General features: G+C 38.6%; 27 protein-coding genes. 22 read left to right on the top strand and 5 right to left on the bottom strand.

All coding sequences use genetic code 11. From position 1 onward, the window contains the following. Window positions 1-162 precede the first annotated feature (162 nt). Entirely contained in the window at window positions 163-1,611 is a 1,449-nt protein-coding gene (locus AC07YC_RS06370; RefSeq protein ID WP_494918776.1) for a tetratricopeptide repeat-containing diguanylate cyclase, read from the top strand. A gap of 46 nt (window positions 1,612-1,657) precedes the next feature. Here AC07YC_RS06370 and AC07YC_RS06365 read toward each other — a convergent pair whose 3' ends face one another. Then, a complete protein-coding gene (locus AC07YC_RS06365; protein ID WP_494918774.1) occupies window positions 1,658-2,212 on the bottom strand; it encodes a GNAT family N-acetyltransferase in 555 nt (184 codons plus the stop codon). 166 nt (window positions 2,213-2,378) lie between these two features. Here AC07YC_RS06365 and AC07YC_RS06360 point away from each other — a divergent pair, with 166 nt between their 5' ends. From AC07YC_RS06360 to AC07YC_RS06320, 9 genes are all read left to right on the top strand, one after another. After that, window positions 2,379-2,849 carry a DUF2975 domain-containing protein gene (locus AC07YC_RS06360; RefSeq protein WP_336635940.1) on the top strand — a complete coding sequence of 157 codons (471 nt, stop codon included), beginning with the start codon at window positions 2,379-2,381 and terminating at the stop codon, window positions 2,847-2,849. Between the two features lie 10 nt (window positions 2,850-2,859). After that, window positions 2,860-3,072, top strand: coding sequence for a helix-turn-helix domain-containing protein (locus AC07YC_RS06355; protein WP_008175824.1), 213 nt, complete (start codon window positions 2,860-2,862; stop codon window positions 3,070-3,072). Window positions 3,073-3,273: 201 nt separating this feature from the next. Further along, the gene (locus AC07YC_RS06350) at window positions 3,274-3,921 is read left to right on the top strand and encodes a TetR/AcrR family transcriptional regulator (RefSeq protein ID WP_494918772.1); all 648 of its coding nucleotides are present in this window, start codon (window positions 3,274-3,276) and stop codon (window positions 3,919-3,921) included. A gap of 38 nt (window positions 3,922-3,959) precedes the next feature. Continuing rightward, window positions 3,960-6,278 carry an ABC transporter permease gene (locus tag AC07YC_RS06345; protein ID WP_494918770.1) on the top strand — a complete coding sequence of 773 codons (2,319 nt, stop codon included), beginning with the start codon at window positions 3,960-3,962 and terminating at the stop codon, window positions 6,276-6,278. Between the two features lie 3 nt (window positions 6,279-6,281). Continuing rightward, complete coding sequence (locus AC07YC_RS06340) at window positions 6,282-7,040, top strand: ABC transporter ATP-binding protein (RefSeq protein WP_494918768.1); 759 nt, start codon at window positions 6,282-6,284, stop codon at window positions 7,038-7,040. Between the two features lie 120 nt (window positions 7,041-7,160). Then, window positions 7,161-7,679: a sigma-70 family RNA polymerase sigma factor gene (locus tag AC07YC_RS06335; RefSeq protein ID WP_336635936.1), complete on the top strand. Its 519-nt coding sequence runs from the start codon at window positions 7,161-7,163 to the stop codon at window positions 7,677-7,679. Next, window positions 7,666-8,328: a TIGR04104 family putative zinc finger protein gene (locus tag AC07YC_RS06330; protein WP_494918767.1), complete on the top strand. Its 663-nt coding sequence runs from the start codon at window positions 7,666-7,668 to the stop codon at window positions 8,326-8,328. The genes AC07YC_RS06335 and AC07YC_RS06330 overlap by 14 nt, the downstream gene beginning before the upstream one ends. 134 nt (window positions 8,329-8,462) lie before the next feature. Then, a complete protein-coding gene (locus tag AC07YC_RS06325; RefSeq protein WP_008175833.1) occupies window positions 8,463-9,014 on the top strand; it encodes a biotin transporter BioY in 552 nt (183 codons plus the stop codon). Window positions 9,015-9,032: 18 nt separating this feature from the next. After that, a complete protein-coding gene (locus AC07YC_RS06320; protein ID WP_494918765.1) occupies window positions 9,033-10,598 on the top strand; it encodes an amidohydrolase in 1,566 nt (521 codons plus the stop codon). 27 nt (window positions 10,599-10,625) lie between these two features. Here AC07YC_RS06320 and AC07YC_RS06315 read toward each other — a convergent pair whose 3' ends face one another. Then, window positions 10,626-10,835 carry a hypothetical protein gene (locus tag AC07YC_RS06315; RefSeq protein ID WP_069480989.1) on the bottom strand — a complete coding sequence of 70 codons (210 nt, stop codon included), beginning with the start codon at window positions 10,833-10,835 and terminating at the stop codon, window positions 10,626-10,628. Window positions 10,836-11,056: 221 nt separating this feature from the next. Between AC07YC_RS06315 and AC07YC_RS06310 the strand changes: the two genes are divergently transcribed. The 7 genes from AC07YC_RS06310 (at window position 11,057) to AC07YC_RS06280 (ending at window position 17,346) form a co-directional block, all read left to right on the top strand. Then, window positions 11,057-12,829, top strand: a complete 1,773-nt coding sequence (locus tag AC07YC_RS06310; protein WP_336635930.1) for a glycerophosphoryl diester phosphodiesterase membrane domain-containing protein — start codon at window positions 11,057-11,059, stop codon at window positions 12,827-12,829. A 119-nt stretch (window positions 12,830-12,948) separates the two neighbouring features. Continuing rightward, window positions 12,949-13,899, top strand: coding sequence for a stalk domain-containing protein (locus AC07YC_RS06305; RefSeq protein WP_494918764.1), 951 nt, complete (start codon window positions 12,949-12,951; stop codon window positions 13,897-13,899). Window positions 13,900-14,008: 109 nt separating this feature from the next. Beyond that, window positions 14,009-14,542 (top strand): cysteine hydrolase family protein, encoded by a 534-nt coding sequence (locus AC07YC_RS06300; protein WP_494918763.1) that lies wholly within the window; start codon window positions 14,009-14,011, stop codon window positions 14,540-14,542. Beyond that, window positions 14,532-15,002, top strand: a complete 471-nt coding sequence (locus tag AC07YC_RS06295; RefSeq protein WP_494918762.1) for a GNAT family N-acetyltransferase — start codon at window positions 14,532-14,534, stop codon at window positions 15,000-15,002. Before AC07YC_RS06300 ends, AC07YC_RS06295 begins: the two co-directional genes overlap by 11 nt. Further along, on the top strand, window positions 14,999-15,880 hold the full coding sequence (locus AC07YC_RS06290) for a DMT family transporter (RefSeq protein ID WP_494918761.1): 882 nt from the start codon (window positions 14,999-15,001) through the stop codon (window positions 15,878-15,880). The genes AC07YC_RS06295 and AC07YC_RS06290 overlap by 4 nt, the downstream gene beginning before the upstream one ends. 633 nt (window positions 15,881-16,513) lie before the next feature. Next, window positions 16,514-16,723 carry a hypothetical protein gene (locus AC07YC_RS06285; protein ID WP_336635924.1) on the top strand — a complete coding sequence of 70 codons (210 nt, stop codon included), beginning with the start codon at window positions 16,514-16,516 and terminating at the stop codon, window positions 16,721-16,723. A gap of 86 nt (window positions 16,724-16,809) precedes the next feature. After that, entirely contained in the window at window positions 16,810-17,346 is a 537-nt protein-coding gene (locus AC07YC_RS06280; protein ID WP_494918760.1) for a GNAT family N-acetyltransferase, read from the top strand. Window positions 17,347-17,423: 77 nt separating this feature from the next. Here the strand turns inward: AC07YC_RS06280 and fumC are convergent, their stop codons facing one another. Together fumC and AC07YC_RS06270 are read right to left on the bottom strand one after the other, a co-directional pair. Next, window positions 17,424-18,815, bottom strand: a complete 1,392-nt coding sequence (gene fumC, locus AC07YC_RS06275; RefSeq protein WP_494918758.1) for a class II fumarate hydratase — start codon at window positions 18,813-18,815, stop codon at window positions 17,424-17,426. A gap of 275 nt (window positions 18,816-19,090) precedes the next feature. Continuing rightward, on the bottom strand, window positions 19,091-19,306 hold the full coding sequence (locus AC07YC_RS06270) for a hypothetical protein (RefSeq protein ID WP_336635922.1): 216 nt from the start codon (window positions 19,304-19,306) through the stop codon (window positions 19,091-19,093). A 524-nt stretch (window positions 19,307-19,830) separates the two neighbouring features. On the opposite strand from AC07YC_RS06270, the gene AC07YC_RS06265 reads away from it, so the two are divergent. From AC07YC_RS06265 to AC07YC_RS06245, 5 genes are all read left to right on the top strand, one after another. Then, the gene (locus tag AC07YC_RS06265; protein ID WP_025114869.1) at window positions 19,831-20,559 is read left to right on the top strand and encodes an AAA family ATPase; all 729 of its coding nucleotides are present in this window, start codon (window positions 19,831-19,833) and stop codon (window positions 20,557-20,559) included. Further along, window positions 20,556-21,779 carry a GNAT family N-acetyltransferase gene (locus tag AC07YC_RS06260; RefSeq protein WP_494918757.1) on the top strand — a complete coding sequence of 408 codons (1,224 nt, stop codon included), beginning with the start codon at window positions 20,556-20,558 and terminating at the stop codon, window positions 21,777-21,779. Before AC07YC_RS06265 ends, AC07YC_RS06260 begins: the two co-directional genes overlap by 4 nt. 136 nt (window positions 21,780-21,915) lie before the next feature. Beyond that, window positions 21,916-22,053 carry a hypothetical protein gene (locus AC07YC_RS06255; RefSeq protein WP_008175851.1) on the top strand — a complete coding sequence of 46 codons (138 nt, stop codon included), beginning with the start codon at window positions 21,916-21,918 and terminating at the stop codon, window positions 22,051-22,053. A 70-nt stretch (window positions 22,054-22,123) separates the two neighbouring features. Beyond that, window positions 22,124-22,642 carry a GNAT family N-acetyltransferase gene (locus tag AC07YC_RS06250; protein ID WP_494918756.1) on the top strand — a complete coding sequence of 173 codons (519 nt, stop codon included), beginning with the start codon at window positions 22,124-22,126 and terminating at the stop codon, window positions 22,640-22,642. 319 nt (window positions 22,643-22,961) lie between these two features. Next, complete coding sequence (locus AC07YC_RS06245; protein ID WP_494918755.1) at window positions 22,962-24,173, top strand: MFS transporter; 1,212 nt, start codon at window positions 22,962-22,964, stop codon at window positions 24,171-24,173. Between the two features lie 74 nt (window positions 24,174-24,247). Here AC07YC_RS06245 and pdxR read toward each other — a convergent pair whose 3' ends face one another. Beyond that, a complete protein-coding gene (gene pdxR / locus AC07YC_RS06240; RefSeq protein ID WP_494918754.1) occupies window positions 24,248-25,630 on the bottom strand; it encodes a MocR-like pyridoxine biosynthesis transcription factor PdxR in 1,383 nt (460 codons plus the stop codon). Window positions 25,631-25,641 lie beyond the last annotated feature (11 nt).

Here is a 25,641-nt window from a genome sequence, read left to right as displayed (position 1 = left end):
CATAAAAATATAAAATTAGAAACGTAGGATAATATACACAATTATTTATTTGTCTAGTATTAATTGCTTAATTTTGTAAAAATAAATGAGTCCAAAGAATTGTAATATTTTATTCGCGCAGGTAGTATTAAAGAAGTAAGGTTGAATATAAGGGGGAGCGGTATGAACGTACAAGAATTTGAAGAATTATGGATTACGCTCAATGAATTATATAACGCGGATCGTTTTTTAGAATATATAGAAATAAGTAATGCCGCAATTGAAAGTGCCATTAAGCTTGGAATGTATGATAAGGCAATCCTTTTATTACGCTATAGCTGTGCCAGTTATTTTCAAACAGGTGATTTACAGCTGTCGATTAGTGTACTTGAACAATATCGTGAGCTAACTTTTCAACATGGCAATGATATTGACCTCATTCAGTATTATAATATAGCCGCGATATATTGGGGGACATTTGGTCACTTAAAGAAATCTGAAGAGCTGATGCTAAAGGGCTTAAAAATTGCTGAATCTATTCAACATGTGGAGAGCTTGGGGAAGATTTATAATAATCTAAGCGATTTGGAAATATCGATGGGCAATTATCGTACAGCCAAGGAATTCGCCTTAAAAAGTCTTTATTACTCGAATGCGTTTGAAGTGCAGCATAAAGAGCCTTATACAGGAATTATGTATCCGAAAACAAACCTAGCAGTATCACTGATATGGCTGGATGAGTTTGATGAGGCCAATGTACTATTACAAGAACTACTAGCCACGATTCATAACCCGCCCTATTCAAAAGTACAATTAGAGGTGTTCAATGCCTATGCCATTCTCTGTGAACGACAGGGACGCGTAAGTGAAGCTATTGATTTATATCAAAAGACTAAGCATTATGCTTTGCAAAACAATGATTTGTCTTTGCTTCAAATCATTTATAATTCATTAGTGAAGCTTATAGAGGATCAGGGCAATAAAATTGTTTTATGTGCTGTTCAGAAAGAATATATTAGTATTTTGTTAGAAATTCAACGTGAAAATTACTCTCATGTATTATTTGAAATGGAGTATAACGATCATAAGAAACAATTTGAAAAAAATGCTTATTTCGATCCGCTGACGAATATTTACAATCGACGTTATTTTGATGAAAATGCAAAGAGGATGCTCGAAAAAGCAGCTGAGGGTAATCAGCAATTAGCGTTAATGATGGTGGATTTAGACCATTTTAAAGAAATTAATGATATGAATGGTCATCTATTTGGAGACGATGCATTAACGAATACCGCTAAAACATTGCAAGATTATTTTCAACCCTTTGAATCGATTGTCGCTCGTTTTGGTGGAGATGAGTTTATAATCCTCAGTCAAGTAAAAGAGGGGGAAACGGTGCAAACCTTAGCTGACAACCTTTATCAAACCTTAACGGCTTTGTCACTCACGGTGAATGGTGAAACCGTTCAATTGGAATTTAGTATTGGTGTTAGTACTAATGATTTTGGCAAGATAAAGATAGTGGAAGAGCTTATCCAACATGCGGATGAAGCACTTTACAAGTCGAAGCGTAACGGACGCAACCAAATTACACACTATAACCATTATTGTGATGTGGGAAATGGTATTTAAAGAGAAAGAGGCATGACTTTATAGGAGGTGCCTCTTTCATGTACGTTTACAAGCTACGGTAAGGATTAATTATGCCGTAAAATACGATATCCTCAAAAGTACCGTTTTTACAAGCATGATCCTTTAACGTTCCCTCATACTGCATGCCACATTTCTCCATGATTTTGCCAGAGGCGGGATTGGAAAGAAAATACCGCGCATAAACACGATGATACTGTTTTTCCTTAAAAGCAAATTCAATGATGGCACGGGCAACTTCTGTTCCATAGCCATTTCCCCAATACGGCTCACCAATCCAATAAGCCATTTCTCCATTTTGGTGTTGCTGACGATTCGACAGTCCAATGGCCCCATATAATTGCCCACTTTGTTTGTCCGTTATGGCAAATTCATAGAGCTGCTCTTGCTCAAAATTTTGTTGATGAGTGGAAATCCATGACAATGCACAGTCTACCGTATAGGGATAAGGTAAATTTAACGTGCTTTTATATAGAGCAAAATTATTACACAATGCACTTACTTCAGGTGCATCTGCTTCTGTGAATAGTCGGAGCATGAGACGCTCTGTTTCTATTGTTTTTTCTGCAGCTTGGTCATTCATTGAAATACCCCCTTCAACAATGGTAAAAACGATTATAGCACAATAAAAAGAAAATTAAACCAAATAATGGATATTGTTAATATCATGAAATTAGATAAAAATTTATTGAAAAACGATAAATTATATGGTAAATTGAACAGGATATTAAATAAAAGAGGTGCGTAATATGAAACGGGAAACGCTCTTTTTAAAGATTGCTGTTTTTCTAATGGGGTTGCCGGTTTTTGCCTTATGTATATGGGTGGTGCCACGTGTTGCTTTAGACACAGCTCAGCATTCACCGGTCTTAACCATTGCTGCATTACTTGGCGTCTATGCAACGGCAATTGCTTATTTTGTTGCTCTATATACGACGATCAAGCTGCTAAGCTATATTGATCAAAACATTGCATTTTCAGAGCTATCAGTGACAGCTTTAATTAAAATTAAATATTGTGCAATTGTCATTAGTAGTGTTTACGTGGTTGGCATGCCACTGATATACTATGCTGCGGAAGTAGACGATGCCCCAGGTCTTATACTTATTGGAATGGTCATTATTGGTGCTTCTTTTGTAGTTGCAGTTTTTGCTGCTGTTCTTCAAAAGCTTCTAAAAAATGCCATCGATATCAAATCAGAAAATGATTTAACGGTTTGAGGTGAATACTATGGCGATGATTATCAATATTGATGTCATGTTGGCAAAACGGAAAATGAGTGTAACAGAACTTTCAGAGAAGGTTGGCATAACGATGGCGAATCTATCTATATTGAAAAATGGTAAGGCGAAAGCGATTCGCTTTTCAACGTTAGAGGCGATTTGTGAGGCGTTAGAATGTCAGCCAGGGGATATATTAGAGTATAAAAGGAACGAAGAATAATGATTGTAGGTAAAAGCCGTCGAGCACTCTCGATGGCTTTTGTCGTTTTTTCTTGGCGGTTCAGCCGTATTTAATGGGAACGGGGCAGTTTTTTTATTGGAAAAAAGGCTGTAGAAAATATTGCCATATGGAATATAGTTGTGCTACGATAAAGCTAGGATATTTCGACAGTCAGTCGGTCGATTATAGGGGGTTGTTAAGATGAGGGAAATGAAAAAGGCAGAGGAACGCAGAAATGAAATTTTAGATGCAGCAGATGAACTGTTTACGCAGAAGGGGTTTGATGGCACTAGCACAAATAATATTCTTGAAAAAGTAGGAATTGCACGCGGTACTCTTTATTATCATTTTAAATCCAAGGAAGATATTATGGATGCCCTCATTGAACGTTATACGGAAACGATGTTAACGAAGGCAAGGGTAGTGGCAGAGGATCATAGCATTACGGTGAATGAGCGCATATTGAGGGTTGTGATGGCATTAAATATGCAGAATGAAAATGGTCAGGAAATTATGGACCATATTCATAAGCCGCAAAATGCATTAATGCATCGAAAAATACAGCAGGTGGTCATGAATCAAGTACCGCCATTATTGACGAGTATCATCCGTGAGGGTATTGCACAAGGGATTTATCATACACCGTACCCATACGAATGCATGGAGATGATTGTCGCATATACAAATACCGTCTTCGATGATGATTTGGTGTTGTTGTCAGATGAAGAGCGGGCTGCTCGTGTCCCAGCATTTATCTTCAATGTAGAGAGAATGCTAGGCGTGGAAAGCGGTAGTTTGTTGTACATGATGAAAATATTTGGTCATGAGGGGGAAGACGGGACGAAATAATTGTACTTAGGGTCTTAAAACTGACAAAGGGGTGACCTATGTATTTCAAAATTGTGCGGAATGATATAGCGAATAGTAAGCTAATTACATGTTTGACAACACTGTTTGTCGCAGGTGCGGCTATGCTTGTTACGCTTTCGGCCGTTCTGATTGTTCATTTATCAACCTCTATTGATACATTATTAAAGCAAGCAGAAACACCACATTTTCTTCAGATGCATTCGGGTACTATCGATCAAGCGCGTCTCATTGACTTTGCCGAGCGAAATGAGCTGGTGGATGAATTTCAGATCAACGAATTTCTCAATGTAGATGGTGCCAAGATCAACATGGCAGGCAACACACTTGCACAAAATGTTCAGGACAATGGGCTAACTACGCAAAGTGAGAAGTTTGATTTTTTACTAGACCTTGATGGCCATGTGATTGAAGCAGATAACGGAGACATTTATGTACCTGTAGGCTATATGAAGGACGGCACAGCCAAGCTTGGTGATACAGTGATGGTCCATAATAAGCCATTTACGGTTGCAGGTTTTTTACGGGATTCGCAAATGAATTCCATGCTAGCATCATCCAAGCGATTCCTTGTGAGTGAAGAGGATTATGCAGCGATTCAGGCAGCCGGTACTATTGAATATTTAATAGAGTTTCGTTTGAAAGATTTGGCTGATTTAAGAAGCTTTGAAGAGGACTATCATCGTGCACATTTAGAAGCGAACGGACCTACGATTACTTGGCCGCTCTTCAAAATGATAAATTCCATATCGGATGGTTTGATGATCGCTGTTATTTTATTAATCAGCGTACTCGTGGTAGTCATTGCATTTATGTGTATCCGTTTTACATTGCTAACAAAAATGGAAGAGGATTATCGTGAAATCGGTATAATGAAGGCTATTGGTATACGTGTTACAGATATTCAGAAAATGTATCTTGCTAAATATGGCGTAATAGCGGCATTTGGCTGTGTGCTTGGCTTTATACTTTCCTTTACGGTGAGGGATATTCTTTTAGCCAATATCCGCCTATATATGGGGGATACAGCGAATACATCATTGGTCTGGCTATTCACTATTATCGGTCTGGTACTAGTATTTGCTTCTATACTAATTTATGTACAATTTATGTTGAAACAGTTTCGCAAGCTTTCGGCTGTTCAGGCTATCCGATTTGGCGCAATACAAAGTAAAGGTAAACATGCGAGGTGGCTAAATATTAGCTCCAATAAAAGGCTTCCAATCAATCTCGTTTTGGGTGTGAAGGATGTGCTTTCTCGTAAAGGTTTATATGCCACAATGCTCACTGTCTTCATAGTAGCAACTTTTATTATCATTGTGCCTCAAAATTTATACCATACCATTTCCTCCAAAAATTTTATTACGTATATGGGGATAGGCAATAGCGACATCCGCATAGATATCCCGCAAGGCAGTCAACATGTTCAGCATGTAACAGCTGTGGTCAAAACGCTAGAGCGAGATCAAGGTATTACAGATTATACGATTTTGACAACGAAAAAGTTTACCACCATTACAAATGATGGCGTGGAAGAAAGTCTAAAAATTGAGTTGGGCGACCATACCGTTTTCCCAGTAGAATATGCGCAAGGGAGTGCGCCGGTAGCTCAGGATGAAATAGCACTTTCTGTTCTTAATGCGGAGGAGCTTCAAAAAAAAGTGGGCGATACCATTTTACTTATCATCCAAGGTGAAACGAAAACCCTAACCGTAAGTGGCATCTATTCGGATATTACTAATGGTGGGAAAACAGCGAAGGCAGCATTCTTTGATGATTCCACAGAAAGTATGTGGAATGTTTTCTATGGTTCGCTATCGAAACAATCGGAAGTCGAAAAAAAGGTTGCGGAGTATGCAGATAGCTTCTATTTTGCCAAGGTTTCAGGCATTGATGAATATATTTATCAAACTTTTGGAACGACCATCAGCTCCATGAAGCAAGTATCGAGTGCAGCCCTTATAGTAGCTCTCTTTATGTGTGTGCTGGTGACACTGTTATTTATGAACATGCTGATCGCAAAGGATCGATCTCCCATCGCTATCTTGAAATCGATGGGCTTTACGAACGTCGATATTTCCATACAATATGCGGCACGATCAGTTGTTGTCTTAATGTTGGCTATTTTTGCGGGGACATTGCTCGCCAACACATTAGGGGAATTTCTGACGACCACGGTCATTGCATCCTTTGGTGCAGCTTCATTTAATTTTATCATTAATCCATTAGCTGCCTATGTTTTTTGCCCATTAGCCCTCCTCTGCGTCGTACTTCTAGCAACGCTTATTGGGACTATTAAGGCGGGACAATTAAAAATAATGGATTATATAAAGGAGTAGAACATGAAAAAACTTGTGACTGGTGAACAAATAGTCAAGTCATTTCAGGTCGGAACAGAGCGACATGAGGTTTTAAAGGCTGTATCCATCGATTTATATGAGGGTGAGTTCGTTTCCATTATGGGTCCCTCGGGTTGCGGCAAATCAACCTTACTGTATGCTCTTAGTGGTATGGATAGCATTGATCATGGTCGGGTTTCTTTTGATGGAGTTGATGTAGCAACACTCCATGACAAGGAGCTAGCTGAGCTCCGTCGAACGCGGATGGGCTTTGTGTTTCAGCAGCCCACGTTTCTTAAAAGCTTAAATATCCTTGATAATATAGTATTACCCGCAGTGCGTAATCAGCGAAAAAATGTGGATGCATTAACGGAAAAAGCACAGAGCATCATGAAAAAAGTAGGGATTGCAGACTTAGCAAAGCGTGATATTACGCAGGTTTCAGGTGGCCAGCTTCAGCGGGCAGGCATTTGCCGTGCTTTAATTAGTAGTCCATCGATGATATTTGGTGATGAACCAACAGGCGCTTTGAATTCAACGTCTGCCCAGGAAATTATGGATATTCTAGCCTCTATCAATCAAGAAGGTACAACGGTTATGCTTGTGACACATGATCCGAAAATAGCGGCACGAACGGAGCGTATTCTCTTTATGAGTGATGGTTCTATCATCAGTGAATTGCGTTTACCACCATTCATCGGTAAAGATTTGGATGACCGAATGGCAAAAGTTGCAACGACGATGCGAGAAATGGGTATTTAATAGATGAATTCAAAAATTCGCAGACTTGGCAATAGCCGCTGCGGATTTTTTATTTTTTTAGAAAAAATGAATCGCATTGGCAATGGCGTCCGTCAGTAGTATAGAAAGTAGGTGAGTGCAATGATGGATATTGAACAAGTGATCGAGGAGCATGGGGATTACTTACTAAAGGTCGCCTATTTATATGTGAAGAATAAAGCGACAGCGGAAGATATTGTGCAGGATGTGTTCATAGCCTTTTATCAAAAGCAGGAGCAGTTTCGCCAGCAAGCATCATTGCGTACATATTTAGTAAAAATGACAGTCAATCGGAGCCATGATTATTTACGGAGCTGGAAAAGTAAACGCCTGACATTATTTGAAAAGATTTCGGGCCGCACAACGGCGATTACACCAGAGAAGAAAGTGCTCGAGAAGTCGGTCAAACAAGAGCTGACAGAGGCGTTATTTACGTTATCGGTAGCTTATCGTGAGGTTCTAGTTTTGTATTATTTTGAGGAGATGACAACTGTAGAGATTGCACAGCTTGTCCGATGCCCAGAAGCGACAATTCGTACAAGGCTACAACGAGCGCGTAAACAGCTGGCAACAGCAATCGGTGACTTTGATTGGGAGGTGCTACGACATGAATCAATTTAAAGAAGAGCTATTAAAGGAACTACAAGATGTAAAATTCTCGGGGAAGCGTAAACAACTCATCGCAGAAAAGGCTAGACAGAAAGAAATGCATAAAGTAGGTAATCAATGGACGTACCGCGTCGTACTAGCTACCTTTACTGTATTGGTCATTAGTTTTAGTTATCTTTTATCAGAGCAGAAGGAACAGCGCACCACAGGTCACCAAGCAGCAACTATACAGTCCGATGCCTGGAGCTGGTGGACAATATTCAATTCTGATTACGTTCGAGGAATTTTGTTGTTGGGCTTTTTTATCGGTGCTGCTTATATTGTCAAGCGCGTATTACTAAAAAAAGGATATGGTCTTCCTATTTGTATTGAATGCGGGGAAAGCTGGTCTGAAAAGGAGGCACGCAAATTGTATCGCAAAAATGGAGAAATTGTGTGTCCTCATTGTGGCCAAAAACAGTATCGTACGAAAAAATCCATGCAATTAGGGGGGATCCTTTCAATGCCAATCCCTCTATTCATTATGCTGCAACATGTGTTCCATAATTACTTCATCGGTTTTATTTTCTTCCTAGTAGGGGTGCTGATTTTTCTTTATCAGGTTGTACCATATATCTTTAAGCTACAGGACAAGGATTCTATGAAGGAACCTTTATGGTAATAATAGCGAAGAGAAATTGCGATAGTTATCTAGCAATTTCTCTTTTTTTATTGACAAGCGTTTTTATTTGCTTTATCTTTGTGTTAACTTATTTTTATTATTAGTTAACGTATAGCAAAGGGAGGCTTTTTACATTGAAAAAAGGAAGTACATATCAATATGTGTTAGCGGCATTTGGGGCAGCGATTATTGCTGTTTTGGCACAGGTGACTATTCCACTACCTCTAATTCCAATTACAGGACAAACTTTAGCAGTCGGCATTGTCGTGACTATTTTAGGGACAAGATTAGGCACATTATCTGTTCTATTATATATTTTACTAGGGGCAGCTGGTTTACCAGTGTTTAGTGGAATGTCTGGAGGTCTAGGAATTTTAGTCGGTCCAACAGGGGGATATATTGTAGGATTCCTTGCCACAGCGATTATTATGGGCTTATACTTAGATAAATTTGGTATTACGTTTACCCAAGCGATTATTGCCAATATTATCGGCATGATTATTACGTTATCATTCGGTACGGTATGGTTAAAAATCGTAGCAGATTATACATGGACAGCAGCCTTCTTGGGTGGTACTGCACCATTTATAGTAGTAGGGATTGTCAAAGCGGTAATGGCAGCATGGATTGGTGTGATTGTCCGTCGCCGTCTAGAAAGAGCACATTTAATTGAAGCAATAGCATAGGACATAGGGGGAATTGTTTTGGCAACATTATGGACAGGTGGAAAGATTTACACGATGGCTCAGGTTGGTGAAACAGTAGAAGCAGTCCTTGAAGAAGATGGGAAAATTGTGGCGACAGGCTCAGTGGAGAGCTTGTCGCCATTAGCTACTTCTACTCGACATTTACAAGGCAATGTCATGTATCCAGGTTTTGTAGATAGTCATTTACATATTATTGGTTACGGGGAAAAATTAAAGCATATTGATGTATCGGCTATTACGAGTAAAGAGGCGTTACTAGAGAAGCTTCAAGAGCGTATGTCCAAGGCATCGCCCAAAGAATGGGTTATAGCGATTGGATTAAATGAAAACCAATTTGAAGAGCCCATTTTTCCAACTTTAGCAGAGCTGGATGCGCTTGGTGAAGCCTATTTACTCATCAAGCGTAGCTGTCACCATTTAATTTTAGCTAATTCTAAGGCACTTGCTTTTGCAGGGATTACCCACGCTACACCCTCACCAGAGGGGGGGATTATTGAAAAAATAGATGGTCAGCTCACGGGCGTATTAAAGGATGCGGCGTTATATTTAGTGGTCAATCAGATGCCCCATATTACACCTGCGTATATAGAGGATGCTTTAGTGAAAGCGGTGGCCTCATTACAGGCATATGGTTTAGTGGGGGGACATTCGGAGGATTTAAGCTATTATGGACCGCCAAGCCAACCCATTCAAGCCTACCGTAAAATAGTGGAATCTCAGCAATCTTTCAAAGTTCATTTATTGCAGCATCATACCGTATTTGAGGAAGTAGAAAAGCTGGATACTACTTCCTCGCCTTTCTTGGAGTTCGGTGCCATGAAAATCTTTATTGATGGAGCCTTTGGCGGAAGAACGGCAGCACTACGTCAACCATACAATGATGATCCAGACAATACAGGAATGCTTATTCATACGACAGAGCAATTAACGAAGTATGTGCAGCTAGCTCGTCAATATGGACAAACCGTCGCCGTCCATGCAATCGGAGATTTAGCCATCGAACTGATTTTAGATGTTTTTGCGGCATATCCACCACAGGCTGGTCAGCTTGATCGGGTGATCCATTGTAGCTTGGTCGACGAGGGCATTTTAAGTAAACTAGCTGAATTACCTGTTGCTATCGATATGCAGCCGCAATTTGTTCAGGGGGAGTATGACGCTGAGCTATTGAAGCTTGGAGAGGAGCGTGCTCAAGGCTTACATCCTTTAAAGTCACTTCTTGACCGTGGACTTGTGGTGGCTGGTGGCAGTGACGCGCCGATTGAAGTACCGAATCCATTAATCGGAATCTATGCTGCTGTCACACGATGCAATGTGGGAGAAAAACATGATGGCTATAATCCTAAGGAGAAAATTTCTCGTTTCGATGCGGTCCATTTGTATACAGGGGGAGCGGCTGAAATCATTGGACAGCAGCACAGTCGTGGTAAAATTGCAGAGGGCTACACAGCCGATTTTACGATTTTAAAAGAGGATATTTTCACAGTGGCTATAGAGCTACTACCTCAAATTGAAGTATTTTGTACGGTGGTAGATGGTAAGATTGTATATGAAAATCGCTGAAGGGCAACCTTGCAGCGATTTTTTTAGTTATTTCCTATTCGCAAAATTATTTACTTGGTGTTCTAAGCTCGTTACTCGTTTTGTTAAGTCCTCTACTTGCTGTTGCATGGTTGGTGGAGGAGGCACAGGTATCGTTGCTTTCATTTTTTTGATCATACGAATCATGCCGAAAAAGATAGCTAAAAACAGGCATAGAAGAACCGTTGTACTTATCATATCGCCAATGTCGAATTTCATGTTTGCGCTCCTTTCGCTACGGGGTATCTAGTTATATACAGGATAGCTTCGAGAAAAGTTTCAAGAAAATGGAGAACGTCACGATAAATACACAAATCTTTTCTCTCCAAGCTGCATAGGATACTTGAACAAATTGCTATTTTATTGCTTTGAGTACTGTGCCGTGGCGGCCAAAACATACGTTAGAAGAGAGCGATTTTAACTGTAACAGGGGTGATTATGTGCACAAGGCAGGACAAGTAATGCGACAGGCTGTTTATAATATTTATATATATCGATTTGACTATGTACAGGTTTTCGCATTAATTAGAATCTTTCAGTTTTTATTAATGATCCCTGTAAGCTCTACGATGTTAAAGCTCATGCTCAGAGTAACAGGATATACACATATTACCGAGCAAAATTGGCAAAGCTTTGTGGCCCATCCCTTTGTCATGATGATGATTTGTCTATTCATCTTGTTGTTCTTATTATTTGTTTATTATGAAATGGGCTTCTTATTTTTAATGGCCTTTCATCAACAAAGAGGAATGCGCTATCGATTTTTTTCTATATGGCAGCAACTGAATCGTAAGGTTGTGTATTTTTTTAGTGTCCAAGTACTATTTTTAATCGTCTATCTTGCTCTATTAATGCCACTCGCTTCTTTCATGCTACCACTCACCTTAACCCAATCCATCTCACTTCCACATTTTTTAACAGAAGAAATCATGAGTAGTCGAGCAGGTAGGCTAGCATATGCCGCAGTGGCAAGTATTTTAGTGATGATCGGTATTCGGAGTATTTTAACGTTACCTATTTTTACGATCCAGCCAAACATTTCTATTTTACGTTCATTCAAGCAAAGCTGGCGATTTTCCAAAAGAGGTTTATTGGAGCTTTTAGCCTTATTGGTCATGCTTTTAACAGGGCATTTATTCGTCATGCTCAGTATAACCGTAATTGGCACGATTCCACTTTATTTAATGGAACGCTTGCTACCAAATGCCGCATTGATGACAGCCGGGTTAACGCTCGCCTTTTTAGAAATGGTCTTTGTGGTGCTCTTTAGTTTATTACAGGCCATGTTTTCACAAGTCATGGTTGCCATTACTTACAATACACCGGTTATAGGGAAAATCAACAAATCGGGTAAGCATAGGAAACGACGTTATAAACCTTTACTGCTCATTTGCTTTGTAGTGTTTGTAGTATTAAGTATGATTAATATCAATTCTTTAGAGAAAAGTGTTTATGCACCTGATACAAAAATTATTGCCCATCGCGGCTATGTGGCTGGCAATGTTGAAAATACGATTAGCGGGCTAGTGAGCGCGGCTAATGCAGGTGCAGACCTCATTGAAATTGATATTCAGCAAACAGTAGATGGTGAATTTGTCGTATTCCATGACCGTACATTGCGGCGATTGGCAGGTAAAAACGGGGTCATTGCTAATATGACCTTAAGTGAATTAAAAACATTAACGATTCATCAAAATGGCTATAGTGATAAAATTGCCTCTTTAGAGGATTGTATCGAAATTGCTAAAGCTTTAGATGTTGCGTTACTCATTGAGTTAAAGGTACATGGCAAGGAAACGGAAGATATGTTACCCAAATTAGTGGAAAAGCTACGAAAATACAAGGTGCTGGATTCGTATTATGTGCAATCTTCAGATGGACAGAAAATGACACAATTAAAAAAATTAGTACCGAATCTAAGAGTGGGTATTGTCTACGCGCTTAATATCGGTCCGATGGAAGAAAGTGTGGATTTTATTGCCTTAGAGGAGTCATGGGTAACAGAGCAGCTGATTGAGGAGCTGAAGCAGAACCCGATGGATTTATTTGTATGGACGCTGAATGATGACCGTTCTTTACAAACCTTTATCGAAAAAAATGTGAGCGGCGTCATTACCGATCATCCTGATGTTGCTCGGGATTTAAGGACCAAGCAAAGTGAACATCAATACTTCTTGCAGCGCATCCTTAACCGATTAAAATTTATCTTTTAAGTAAGGAATGTGCTACCTGTATAATGACTGCTTTCAAAAAAATTTAGCCATATTGTAACCTTTTTCATATGAGGACGACTACTTCTATGAATTCGTGAAATGAAGGAGATGCTTTTTGTATGAAAATGAAGAAGGTCGTACCATTTGCTATGACAGCATTATTAGTAGGGAGCGCAATGGGCGTTCCAACTGCATCAGCGAGCGAGGTTGAGGCTGTTGTGAATACTTCAGAAACTAACGAGCAACAAGCTCAGCCAGTTTTTGTTAAAGTAACTGGAAAAGTTGAAAATGTAGATGTCCGTGACAACGCGACCTACTATACGGTGGTAGAAGGTGAACTGACGAATATTGTGGTTGTCGATAAAGATTCATTAGTATTCGACAATATGGGGAAAGAAGTGAAGCTTCAAAAAGGGGATAAGGTGTCAGCTTACTCTTATGCGAAAAAGCCTATGCTTGCTATATATCCACCACAGTATAATCCAGAAGTAATTATTGTAGAAAAAGATAATATGGGTAGCGTGGAAGTCGATTACTTCGATAAAAACTTAATCGATACAGACAATTATTTGAAATTAAATGTGGGGGAAGACACAAAAATTGAAAGTGTTTCTGGCAAAGAGCTAAAAGCTAGTGATTTAGAAGAGCAGCACTTAGTAGTGTTCTACACAATTGCAACAATGAGTATTCCTGCCCAAACACCACCTTCAAAGGTTATCGTGTTAGATAATATTGAGAAGGAAGAGCCAGTTGAAGTGGACCCAGTGCCAACGCCTGAACCAACACCAGATCATGGTGCCATTGAGGAGATTATTCAAAAAGATTTTTATGAAGTAGAAGGGACAAAAATGGTTCCTTTACGATTAATCGTAGAAAAGCTTGGCTTTGAAGTAGAAGTAACGCCTAAAGGTGCAATTATTTCTAAAGGTGCTGTTTCCTACACAATTACTCGTGGTCAAAAAGAATATGGCTATAATAAAGCGATTCGCCAATTTGACGTAGCACCTGCTTTATTAGAGAATGGTAAAACATATGTGCCGGTTGAGTTTGTTGAAGAATTAATGAAATAAAGACGTTGAAGTATCTAGCAAATCGCTAGGTACTTCTTTTTTTATATTTTCTTCCAATAAAAAATTCAGTACAATAATTAAGAAAAAGTCGCAAATAGAGGAGAATCCTATGAAACAAGCTCTAATCATTATCGATATACAAGAAGCCTTCTTTTTAGACAGCCAACAAAATCTATGGAATGACGAAATGGTCATCAATACTATTAATTCGTTAATTGCATGGGCACGCAATAATGAAGTACCTATTATTTTTATTCAGCATACGGATGCCGAGGATGTAGACTTTGCTTACGGTCAGCCTGGATGGGAGCTATATCATGGTCTTCATCAACAAGAGGAGGATAAGGTGATTCAAAAACCAACATGGGATGCCTTTTATCAAACTGAGCTTGCCCAATACTTGCAGGAGCAACATATTGAGCAATTAGTATTTGCTGGTGCACAAACGGAGTTTTGCCTGGATACAACGATTCGTAGTGCTTTCAGTCATGGCTATCATCACAATATTTTAGTGGAGGATGCCCACAGTACATTATCTAATGATGTTCTTGCAGCACCACAAATCATTCAGCACCATGAATGTATTTGGCACAATCGATTTGTACGAATTCAGCCAGTTGCGGAGTTCCAGCATGCTGATTAACAAAAGAAACTATCAATATAAAGCGTTGTCCTATACGGTCCGCTGTGCCGAACCGGAGGATGCACAAGCCTTGTCAGATTTACGTTTACAATTAGATGGTGAAACGGAAAACTTTGACCGAGCACAAGGGGAGGGATTCATTGATCGAGTAGGATTCGAGCAGCTCATTTCCAATGACCTAGCAAGCCCTAAAAATCTATGTTTAGTAGCAGTCGTTGGTGATCAACTTGTAGGATACTCAAGATGTGAGGGTTCTACATTGATAAGGCTGGCCCATAAGGTTACTTTTGGTGTTGGTGTCAGGAAGGATTTTTGGGGCTATGGCATTGGTAAAGCCCTGATGCAAGAATCTATCGACTGGGCAGATGCTAATGGTATTCAGAAAAGATGGACAATACTATCACACTATTATGATGGGCAGATGGAAGGCATAGGAAAGTTGAAGGAATTTACAGTATGACGAATTTTATGTATATATTTTGTTTAATCGTTTGGGGTCTTAACTTTATTGCCGTAAAAATACAAGGGACCCCCGTTAGTTTAGAATTATCGTTAACCTATCGTTTAGTCATAACAGCTCTATTATTTTTAATACTGGCATGGTTCATGAAACCACAGGGTAAACCACAAAAGCAGGATATTCCTTTTATCATTGTTTTTGGCGTTTGTAATTTTGCATTCAGTTATTTATGTTTGTATTACGCGACGATGCTCAGCTCAGCAGCCATGGTCACGTTAATTTTTTCATTAAAAGTGATATTAACGCCTATTGCTTTACGAATTTTTCTGAAAGAGCCGTTACATCGCCGTGTTCTTCTTGGCGGTATTTTAGGCGTTATAGGAGTGGGTGTATTAATCTATCCAACTTTACATAGTTTTTCTGGATTAGCTGATTTCAAAGGGATTCTCATTGCGTTTTTAGGAACGCTATTGACAGCAATCGGTGATGCTAGTTCTGCCAGAAATGCGAGGCGCCAAATTGACCCGGTTTACGCGAATGCGATTGGCTTTGCTGTTGGTAGTGTGGTCATGTGTGGAATTGTTTGGATGGAAGGACAAAAAATAATGATTCCGACATCCATTACGTATCTATCGGCATTACTGTATTTAACAGTTATTGCCTCGTTTCTGGCCTGGCTATTTTATTTAAAGCTAGTCGAAAGGATTGGAGGAGCCAAAAGTGGCTATATGGTCGCATTATTTCCTGTTATTGGCGGCATTGCCTCTGTTTTGATTGGTGAATCTACAGTAAGCATTTATTTGATCGTGGGCTGTCTATCAAGTTGTATCGGAGCGGCGATTGCCTTAGGCTTTAAAATTCAGCCTATTTTACGATGAACGAAAACCCTTATCTTTTCATAAACTAGATAAGAACGTTTGAAAAGGGTGAGTGAGTTGGCATTCGTTCCGAGAAGCAGAGAAAAAGATCAGGATCATTGGGATATCGATCGTTGGGAAAATGATGGTGGCAGCAGTATAGGGGGGAAAGGGAGGCATATTTGTCTCCCTAAAAATAGTTGAAACCTTTTTCAGCTCTGTTCGTATGAATTAGTAGAAACAGATTAGATTTGAAAAGGGAGAACTGAGATTTTTGAGCCATTGAACAAAACGATTACTTTTAATTATTTACTTGATTGTTATTGCGGATGCGTATTACACAACATTGTATATGGAACCCAAAACACCACCGCAACATCAAACGATCAAAGCAACGGCTATTACCGTGAACATACTACGGTAGCAAGCCAAATAAAAAGAAACGGACAACCCGTCGTTTCAAGCCGATGACCATTCAGCCATTTCAAAAGAAAATGCTGGACGAAATGGTCATGTTCACAAAGAGTTTAGTCGTACGTCCATCAATACTTATATTTTTACGATATCAACAGCTTCGTTGCTGACGCCCTGTCCACTGACAGGGTTTTTTTATGATAAGCATCAATATGGCATGAACCAAGGGGGGAAAAGGACATGACGAAAATGTATTTGATGACCATTACTAAAGGGAATGAGGAGCAGGATTACGAGCAACAGATGAACGAAAAAATTTTTGAGAGAAAGTCAGACCTAAAAGAGTATTTAAACAAAGAAGGCTATTTGAAGGAATCCACCTATCAATATGTGAAAATAACGGAAGAGTCTATATTTGTTGCTGAAATTCAAAAAATTAAACGTAAATAATCGTGTTACTAAAAAATAAATGAAGCAATCTTCGCTCTATTCATATAAAATATGGAAGATATAACATACTTGAAAGAGGTGGCCACATGTTCCCTACTTTAACTACTGATCGATTAGTATTACGAGAAATTACAGAAAATGACGCACAAGCTATTTTAAATTGCTTTTCTAACCCCGACGTATTACGTCATTACGGTCAAAATCCATTAACTAGTTTAGAGCAAGTTAAACAAATCATTAATCGTTTTTCAAAAAACTATGAGGAACAACAAGGTATTAAATGGGGGATAGAACTAAAGGGGCGAGAAGGCCTAATAGGTACTATTGGATTTCAAGAATGGTCAACAGAGCATAAGAAAGCTGAAATCAGTTATGCCCTTTTCCCTGACAGCTGGGGAAAAGGCTATGCACGAGAGGCATTGGACCAAGTAATTTCGTTTGGCTTTCAAGAGATGGCGTTATTGCGGATAGGAGCCATCGTTTTCACAGAAAATGATGCTTCTAACAAGCTATTAACAAAAGTAGGCTTCGAAAAAGAAGGCTTATTAAAGAAATATATGCATCAAAATAATGTGCCATATGATACATTTATTTATTCTCTAATCAATATAGAAAAATCATAACCAACATTCATGACAAATAAAAGGATTGGGGACATACCCCCAATCCTTTTACCTATTATAGTTTAGTTACACTTATATTATTTCACGTTCGGGTAAATCATTGTAGCTGGATCTACATATTCATCGAATTGTTCTTCAGTTAGCAGACCACTTGCGATAGCTGCTGCTTTTAACGTAGTGCCTTCTTTATGAGCTTTTTTCGCAATTTTTGCTGCGTTTTCATAGCCGATATATGGATTTAATGCTGTTACAAGCATTAATGAGTTTTGTAAGTTATGATCAAGCACTTCTTTATTTGGCTCAATGCCAATTGCACAATGGTCATTAAATGATTTCATTGTATCTGCTAATAGGCGAGTTGATTGTAAGAAGTTATAAATGATTACGGGCTTAAAGACGTTTAGTTCAAAATTCCCTTGAGATGCTGCGAAAGCAATCGTTGCGTCATTACCTACTACTTGAGTAACTACCATTGTCATCGCTTCACTTTGGGTAGGATTTACTTTACCAGGCATAATAGAAGAGCCTGGTTCATTTTCTGGAATCGTGATTTCACCAATTCCTGAGCGTGGCCCACTTGCAAGCCAACGAACGTCATTCGCAATTTTCATTAAATCTGCCGCCAAAGCTTTAAGAGCACCATGCGCAACAACGGCTTCATCATGGCTTGTTAAGGCATGGAATTTATTTGCAGCAGAGGTGAATGGTTTACCTGTTAGCTCACTAATTTCCGCTGCAACACGATCCCCAAATTCTGGATGAGCATTGATACCAGTACCAACCGCTGTTCCACCAATCGCAAGCTCTTTCATATAGTCGATATTTTGAAGAATCATGTGCTCGGATTTTGCCAGCATAGCTGCCCAGCCGCTAATTTCCTGACCTAATGTAAGAGGTGTTGCATCCTGTAAATGTGTACGGCCAATTTTAATAATATCTTTAAATTGAGCTGCTTTGTCTTCCAAAGTCGATTTTAATAAACGCAGTCGTGGTAATAAGTAATCTTCCACTTTTAAAACTGCGGCAATATGCAATGCAGTAGGGAATGTATCATTCGAGCTTTGTGATTTATTGACATCATCATTTGGATGAATGCGGTCTGCCTCGCCAGCGTCCTGTAATAGTTGGTTCGCACGGTGTGCAATGACCTCATTAACGTTCATGTTTGATTGTGTACCACTGCCAGTTTGCCAAACAACTAATGGGAATTGATCGTCCCATTGCCCATTTAAAACTTCATCTGTAGCCTGTACGATTGCATTCGCTTTAATAGCTGAAAGCTTGCCTAGTTTGTTGTTAGCGATTGCTGCACTTTTCTTTAAAATAGCCATGGCCTGCACAAGCTCAATTGGCATATGTTCCGTACCAATTTGGAAATTTTCTTTACTGCGCTGTGTTTGCGCACCCCAAATTTTATCAGCAGGTACTTTAATTTCACCCATAGTGTCTTTTTCAATACGATAATCCATGTCAAACAGCTCCTTTAGTATGTAAAAATCCTCCATATATACAGATAAAAACGGATACTCTTAGTCTGATGTAAGAATATCCGTTTGATACATGCTTATTCAAAAAAGAGGGGGATTCTGAAATAAGCAATTTGGAGAAAAGAAATAATCTATTGATAATGATAATTGTTATCAATTAAAATGTCAACCAATTTCTTTGAAGAAATAATAGGCTGAGAATAATTCGCAATAGTAGTGTGTATATTCCCGAATTTGGTGGAAATAAACGTTATGGATTATCTCTTTTTCTTTCCTAAATCTTTAAGAGGTTGCTTTTTAGGGATTTTTTCAAAAATAATCTTCACATGAAATTGGTTGTCGTCAATTTGAAGCACTTCCGTTACTTTGGCTTTACGCCCTTTAATTCGAATATCCTCTTCGATGGTAGGGAGCTTGACGAGCAATTGACTTAAGACGGACGTTTTATTTTCATAATAATGAGTAACAAACATTGTTCTTCTCCTTCTAACATTTGATTGTTACTCAATTTATGAGGGGAGCCTAGTTTCTAGAACTTTTATGGGTGGAAATAGGTGCACAGAGAAAAATTGTTATTCAAACTGCATGTAGGGACCTTACCTGTAAGAATGCTGATTATATTGGGCATAATCATAGAACTCCGTTGAATATTGCAGGGAAATTACACTCTTCATAATTGGAAAGTATCATTCATAGGAAAAACTTGCTGTCACTTAATTTTATGAAAATCAAAAATATGACATAATTTTACGAAATGAAATTGCAACTTTCGACATGTTTTTTATTTATTTCTCGGGAAATACCTCTTACATAATGGCGGTGTTGAGTGGGACTGAGAACGCTCGATTTTGCCCTATTTCTGCTGTGAACTTTCAATAGAAAAATAATGACTTTATGATTTGTTTGACTATTCTTAATTCTATTTCGTAAAAGAGGTAGGGCGATGACGTTTCAGCAGAGCCGTTGTTCGTTATAATAAGAGAAAGGAGGAAATAAAATGTATTTAAAATCATGTAAGATGCTACAGGATACGATTCCCAATAAACAAATGTATCCTTTTAATATCCCAAGCTTGCAGGATTTGCAGGAGTTGGAGTTTCCGACAAATGTGACATTCTTCGTTGGGGAAAATGGTTCGGGAAAATCAACATTACTAGAAGCCATTGCAGATCGGTGCGATTTTAATACGGCAGGTGGTGGCCGCCAAAATCTGTATGAAGTACATAAGGCAGAATCTTCTCTAGGTGAATATATCCGTTTGTCATGGATGCCGAAAATTTCAAATGGGTTTTTTCTACGATCCGAAACATTTTATCAATTTGCCAGTCATATTGATTTGATAGAAGATCCAAGGAGATATAACGCTTTTGGTGGAAAATCTCTACATCACCAATCCCACGGAGAGTCTTTTCTTGCTTTATTTATGAATCGGTTTAAAGGGAAAGCCATTTATTTATTGGATGAGCCTGAGGCAGCATTGTCTCCAACAAGGCAGTTAAGCTTGTTAAAAATTATGAAGGACCTTGAGCATGAGGCACAATTTATTATTGCTACACATTCGCCTATTTTACTCGGTTATCCAAATGCAACGATTTATAGCTTTGACAATGGAGAAATTGAAACGATCCGCTATAAGGATTCCATTCATTACATTGTCACCAAGCGGTTTTTAGATGCACCACAAACTATTTTAAGTGAGTTATTTGATGAGGAGAGGGAATCATGAATCAACGAAAAGGCTTAGTCATGCGAGAAATTCGATTGGATGAAATGGCACAATCCATTGATTTATTGAATTATGTCTTTCAAATGTCGATGTCTATTCATAAGGACCGTCGTTTTGTGAATGCAAAAAGTAGACAATTTAATGAGGGACATGCTATCGGATGGTTTGATGGCTCACATTTAGTATCGCAAATTTTAAGTTTGCCTTTTGAGGTCAATGTCCATGGGAAGATATATGAAATGGGGGGAATTACAGCAGTTGGCACCTACCCAGAGTATTCGGGCCATGGCTTGATGGAGAGCTTGATTATTGAAAGCCTACAAAGTATGCGTAACGAGGGGCAATGTATATCCTATTTATTCCCATATTCGATTCCTTATTACCGAAAAAAGGGATGGGAAATTATGAGTGATATCGTAGAATTTCAGGTGAAGGATACACAGCTTCCGCATTATTCCGGACTCCATGGAAAAATTCGTCGTGTCGATCCGAAGCATCAGGATGTTGTGGATATTTACGCCCGATATGCCGAAAAAACACATGGTGTAATGGTGCGAAATAGTATTGCATGGAATGAGAAATTTCAGGAGGATTTCTGGGAAGAGAAGTTCATTGACAGTGATGTTAACCTTCAGGCTGCTGTCTACTACGATGAAGGAGATGTGGCGCAGGGCTACATGTTTTATCGTATTATGGAGGAAAATTATTATATTGATGAAATCGTCTATTTACAGGAAGAGGCACGTAAAGGGTTATGGAATTTTGTTTCTGCCCATAGTTCCATGATTTATAATGTCTATGGGAAAACGACAGGTAATGAAGCAGTAGCATTTCTTTTAGAGGATAGTGAGATTATTCAAAAGGTCTCTCCTTATTTTATGGCGAGAATTGTGGATGTGAAAGAGTTTTTATTACGCTATCCATTTGTCAGTCAAAACTTTGAGCTTCAGCTAGCCGTAACGGATCGGATTGTCGCTTGGAATAATGGTACATTCATCATCAAAATGGTGAATGGTAAGCTGTCTGTCCAAAAGGTGAGCGAGACATTAAATGATAATGCTGTCCATTTAACGGTGCAAACCTTGGCCACTATGCTGCTAGGCTATAAACGCCCAAGGTATTTAGAGAAAATTGAACGGTTACAGGGACGTGCGGAGGAAATTGCCTTACTAGAGGAACTATTACCCGTAGGCATACCGACATTCATTGATTATTTCTAAGTAGGTGGAAACGGTTATGGAGCTGAACTAATTTTTACATTAGTTCAGCTTTTATTATCAACAAGACACTTCGTATTTGAACAAGGGAGTAACTTTATATACATAGACAAACATCGTTATAGAAGGGGGAATAGAAATGAATTTATTAGTCGGAATAGCTATTGTACTTATTGTGTTTTTCTCTTCAAGTATAATTGAAAAAAGATTGAAATCTATTGAAAAACAAAACAATCGTGTTATTGAAATACTGGAAGAAATAAGAGATAAAAAATAAAGGGATTTACCAATATGGGGATTGTACTTCAAGGAAAGAGTAGAACCTATTGGAATGGAGCTTATATAACATGGATATATATATTGAAAGATTACAAGTGGCAGATGCCGAAGGATTGTATAAATTTGAACTTGAAAACAGAGCATTCTTCGAAGAAACGGTGCCTACTCGTGGAGATGAATACTATAACCCTGAGATTTTTAAAAAAAGACACGAAGCTTTACTTGAAGAACAAGCTCAAGGAAGGTCATATTTCTATTTAATTAAAGATCAAGATAGTTCTATTCTAGGAAGAATAAATTTAGTAGATATTGATAGATTTTTTAAGTTCGGTCATCTCGGTTATAGGGTAGGGCAAGAACATGCTGGAAAAGGAATTGCTAAAAAAGCATTGAAAATATTAATCGAAACAATAACTGAAGAAGACATCAAACAGATTAAAGCGGAAACAACAACAACTAACTTAGCTTCTCAAAGAGTTTTAGAGAAAAATGGTTTTGAGAAAATAACGACTAGTAGTGAAAAATTCGAAATGAACGGTCAGAAATTAAGTTTCGTGTATTATGCTTTGACTATCTCGCCTTGTTAAACTAACTGAGTGCCTTATTTAAAGATTAAAGAGCCGTTTAGACAGCTCTTTTTTATATATTGAACAATGAAGCGGCTTAGCTTAAGAAGGATTAGTTATGGAATAAACTTAGGGTGTGGTAAAAAATACCATGGTTATGTAATATTAAAACAAACAATGCTATAATTCAATTAAATTTGTAAGGATGATAAAAAACTTGTGATAAATCGATATCCCCCAGATTTATCCGCTAAATGAAAGGAGTCAAAGTTTCATGAATAGTCCAATCTAATATTCCCCCATGAAGCCAAAATTCGAATGAAATATCGGGGGATATAAAATGAAATTGAATAGAAATTTTTCTTTATTACTATTAGGTCAATCACTCGCTAATATAGGCGATGTATTATATATAGTCAGTGTTATAAGTACGATTTTTTTGTTGACGGATTCTGCAATTGCGGCATCGTTTGTGCCATTTACGATTGCTTCCACTATGTTCATATCCAGTATGCTGACACCTCTTTTAGTGGAGAAACTAAATCTTAAATGGTTACTTGCTGGGTCACAATTCGCAAAAACCATTCTACTCTTTATTCTAGGGTTTCTGGTAATGGGATTATCAGCAGCTAATTATTATTTTATCTTTTTAATAATAGGATGGATTGCTTTTTTTGATGGATGCGCAAATCCAATAAGACAGACATTGACGCCACACTACGTTAAACCTGAACAGCTACTTCAAGCTAATGGAATTTCCGAAACTATTACGCAGGTCATTCAAGCAGGTATGTGGTTCATAGGAAGTTCATTATTACTGATTATGAGCTCTCAGCAACTGATTTGGTTAGTTGGATGTTTATTTATATTGGCAAGTCTATTACTTAGCCTTTTAGAAAATGTAAACAACCATGGATCGCCGGAGACAAAAGGGAAACTAGAAAAGATGAAAGAGGGTTGGCAAACTTTATTAAATACGCCAGTTTTAAAAAGGATTGCTTGGATAGAATTTTTAGATACCATCGCTGCAACAGTTTGGATAGCCGCTATTTTATATGTGTTTGTCAGCGACGCGTTGAATGTTAATGAAAAGTGGTGGGGCTTTATAAATGGAGCCAACTTTTTAGGTCTGATTTTAGGAAGTGTTTTTTGTATAAAATTTTCATCTGTTGTAGAAAAGAACATAGGCACCTATATTTTTGTTGGCTCCTTTGCAAGTTTCATAGTTACAATAGTATTTAGCATCAACAGCATTCCGATGATTTCCTTACTTCTATCATTTTGTGTAGGGCTTTTTGGACAAATTAAACAAATTCCTCAACAAACAGTAATACAAACCAGTGTATCAAAAGAACAGTTATCAACTGTCTATACCTCATTAGGTGCTATCGGAACTGGAATTTTCGGCATTGGCTCTCTTGTTATGGGAGTAATAGCAGATTTAGTAGGAATTAGAATGGTTTTCGTGATTTCGGGGCTATTACTGGCGACAGTCAGTGTAATTGCACACAAAAATAAGCAATTGTTCATTAGAAATGTTTTGAAACCATAAAATTAAAGAAGAAGTAGGACCATCGATTTTGATGGTCCTTTTTTATTGAACACAATGTACGAACTTGGTGCTATTTATGAGGACCACGCTTTTTTTAGTAGTTGGACACCTAATTTAATTTCTTCCATTGTTAATGCGCTAAAGCCTAGCTGTAGCATCGGTTCTATACGGGCTTGATGGAGAAAAAACGGGCTGGTTGGATAAACTTTTACCCCGTGGGACTCGGCTTGTAGGATTAGCTGTTGTTCTGAGAGGGATGTCTTAATTTTTACCAAAATATAGAGTCCTGATTGTTCACCTAAAACCGTGATTTGCTCCCCAAATTGTTGTTGTAGCTCCTGCACAAGGCAATGCATTTTTTGTTTATAGGTTAGGCGCATTCTTTTAATATGGCGGGTCCATTCGCCTTGGGCCATAAATTGGGCCATTGTGCATTGATGTAGGGTGGATGCATTTTGTTCAAAATGAGCAAATTTTTCTTTATAAGGCTGTATAAGGGCAGTTGGTAATACCATATAGCTTATTCGTATGCCCGGTAAAAAGGATTTCGAAAATGTGCCTAAATAAATGACCCGAGAGGAATCGATAGAGGCAAGGGCAGGGAATGGCTGTTGTGTATAACGAAATTCACCATCATAATCATCCTCAAGAATATAGCCATTCACTTTTTGAGCCCATTGTATAAGTGCTTGCCGCTGTTGAATGTTCATGGAGGCACCGTATGGGAAATGGTGCGATGGGGTGACATACAATAGCCGTGAGTGACAAGTTGTTAAACTATCAAGCTGTGCACCTGCTTCGAAAACAGGTAAGGCCTCAATGTCAAAGTTATGTAATTGAAATGCCTCTCGAGCCCCATCATAGCCCGGGTCCTCCAGCAATATGCTAGGGAAATTTTCCTTCAGTAAAAAACCAAGATAGAGAAGCATTTGCTGTGTACTACTTCCTATAATAATATTTTCATTATTGGTATATAGCCCTCTTGCCTGCAATAAATAGTGGGCAAGCTGCTCTTTTAGCATAGGTTCCCCAAACAGTTCACCATATTGATAGCAAGTGGGTTCCTGTAAAACCTGATTGGCGATTTGACGCCACGTCTTGATGGGAAAGTGTTGTTGATCGACAGCCCCTGCTTTGAAGTTCACAAGGAATGCGGAAGTATCCTTTAGTGGCTTCGATCGAATGGGCTGTGGTTGTTCTTGTAAGAAAACTTGCTCCAGCGCATTCACAAAATACCCTTTCCGACCTTCACCACGAATATACCCCTCAGCCACAAGCTGATCATAGGCCGTTAAGGTCGTATTGCGGCTCACCTGCAATGTGTCTGCCAGCTTCCGAATAGAAGGCAGAGAATCATTTTTTTGCAAGGTGCCCTTCAGAATGAGGGTTTTCATTTGCTGATAAATTTGTTTATATTTGGCCTCTTTGTCGGTTAATAAAAAGATGAAATCGTCCATCATGCACCTCT

Source organism: Lysinibacillus sp. GW247-5R2A (assembly GCF_059424475.1).
This window is presented reverse-complemented; position numbering and strand designations above follow the sequence as displayed.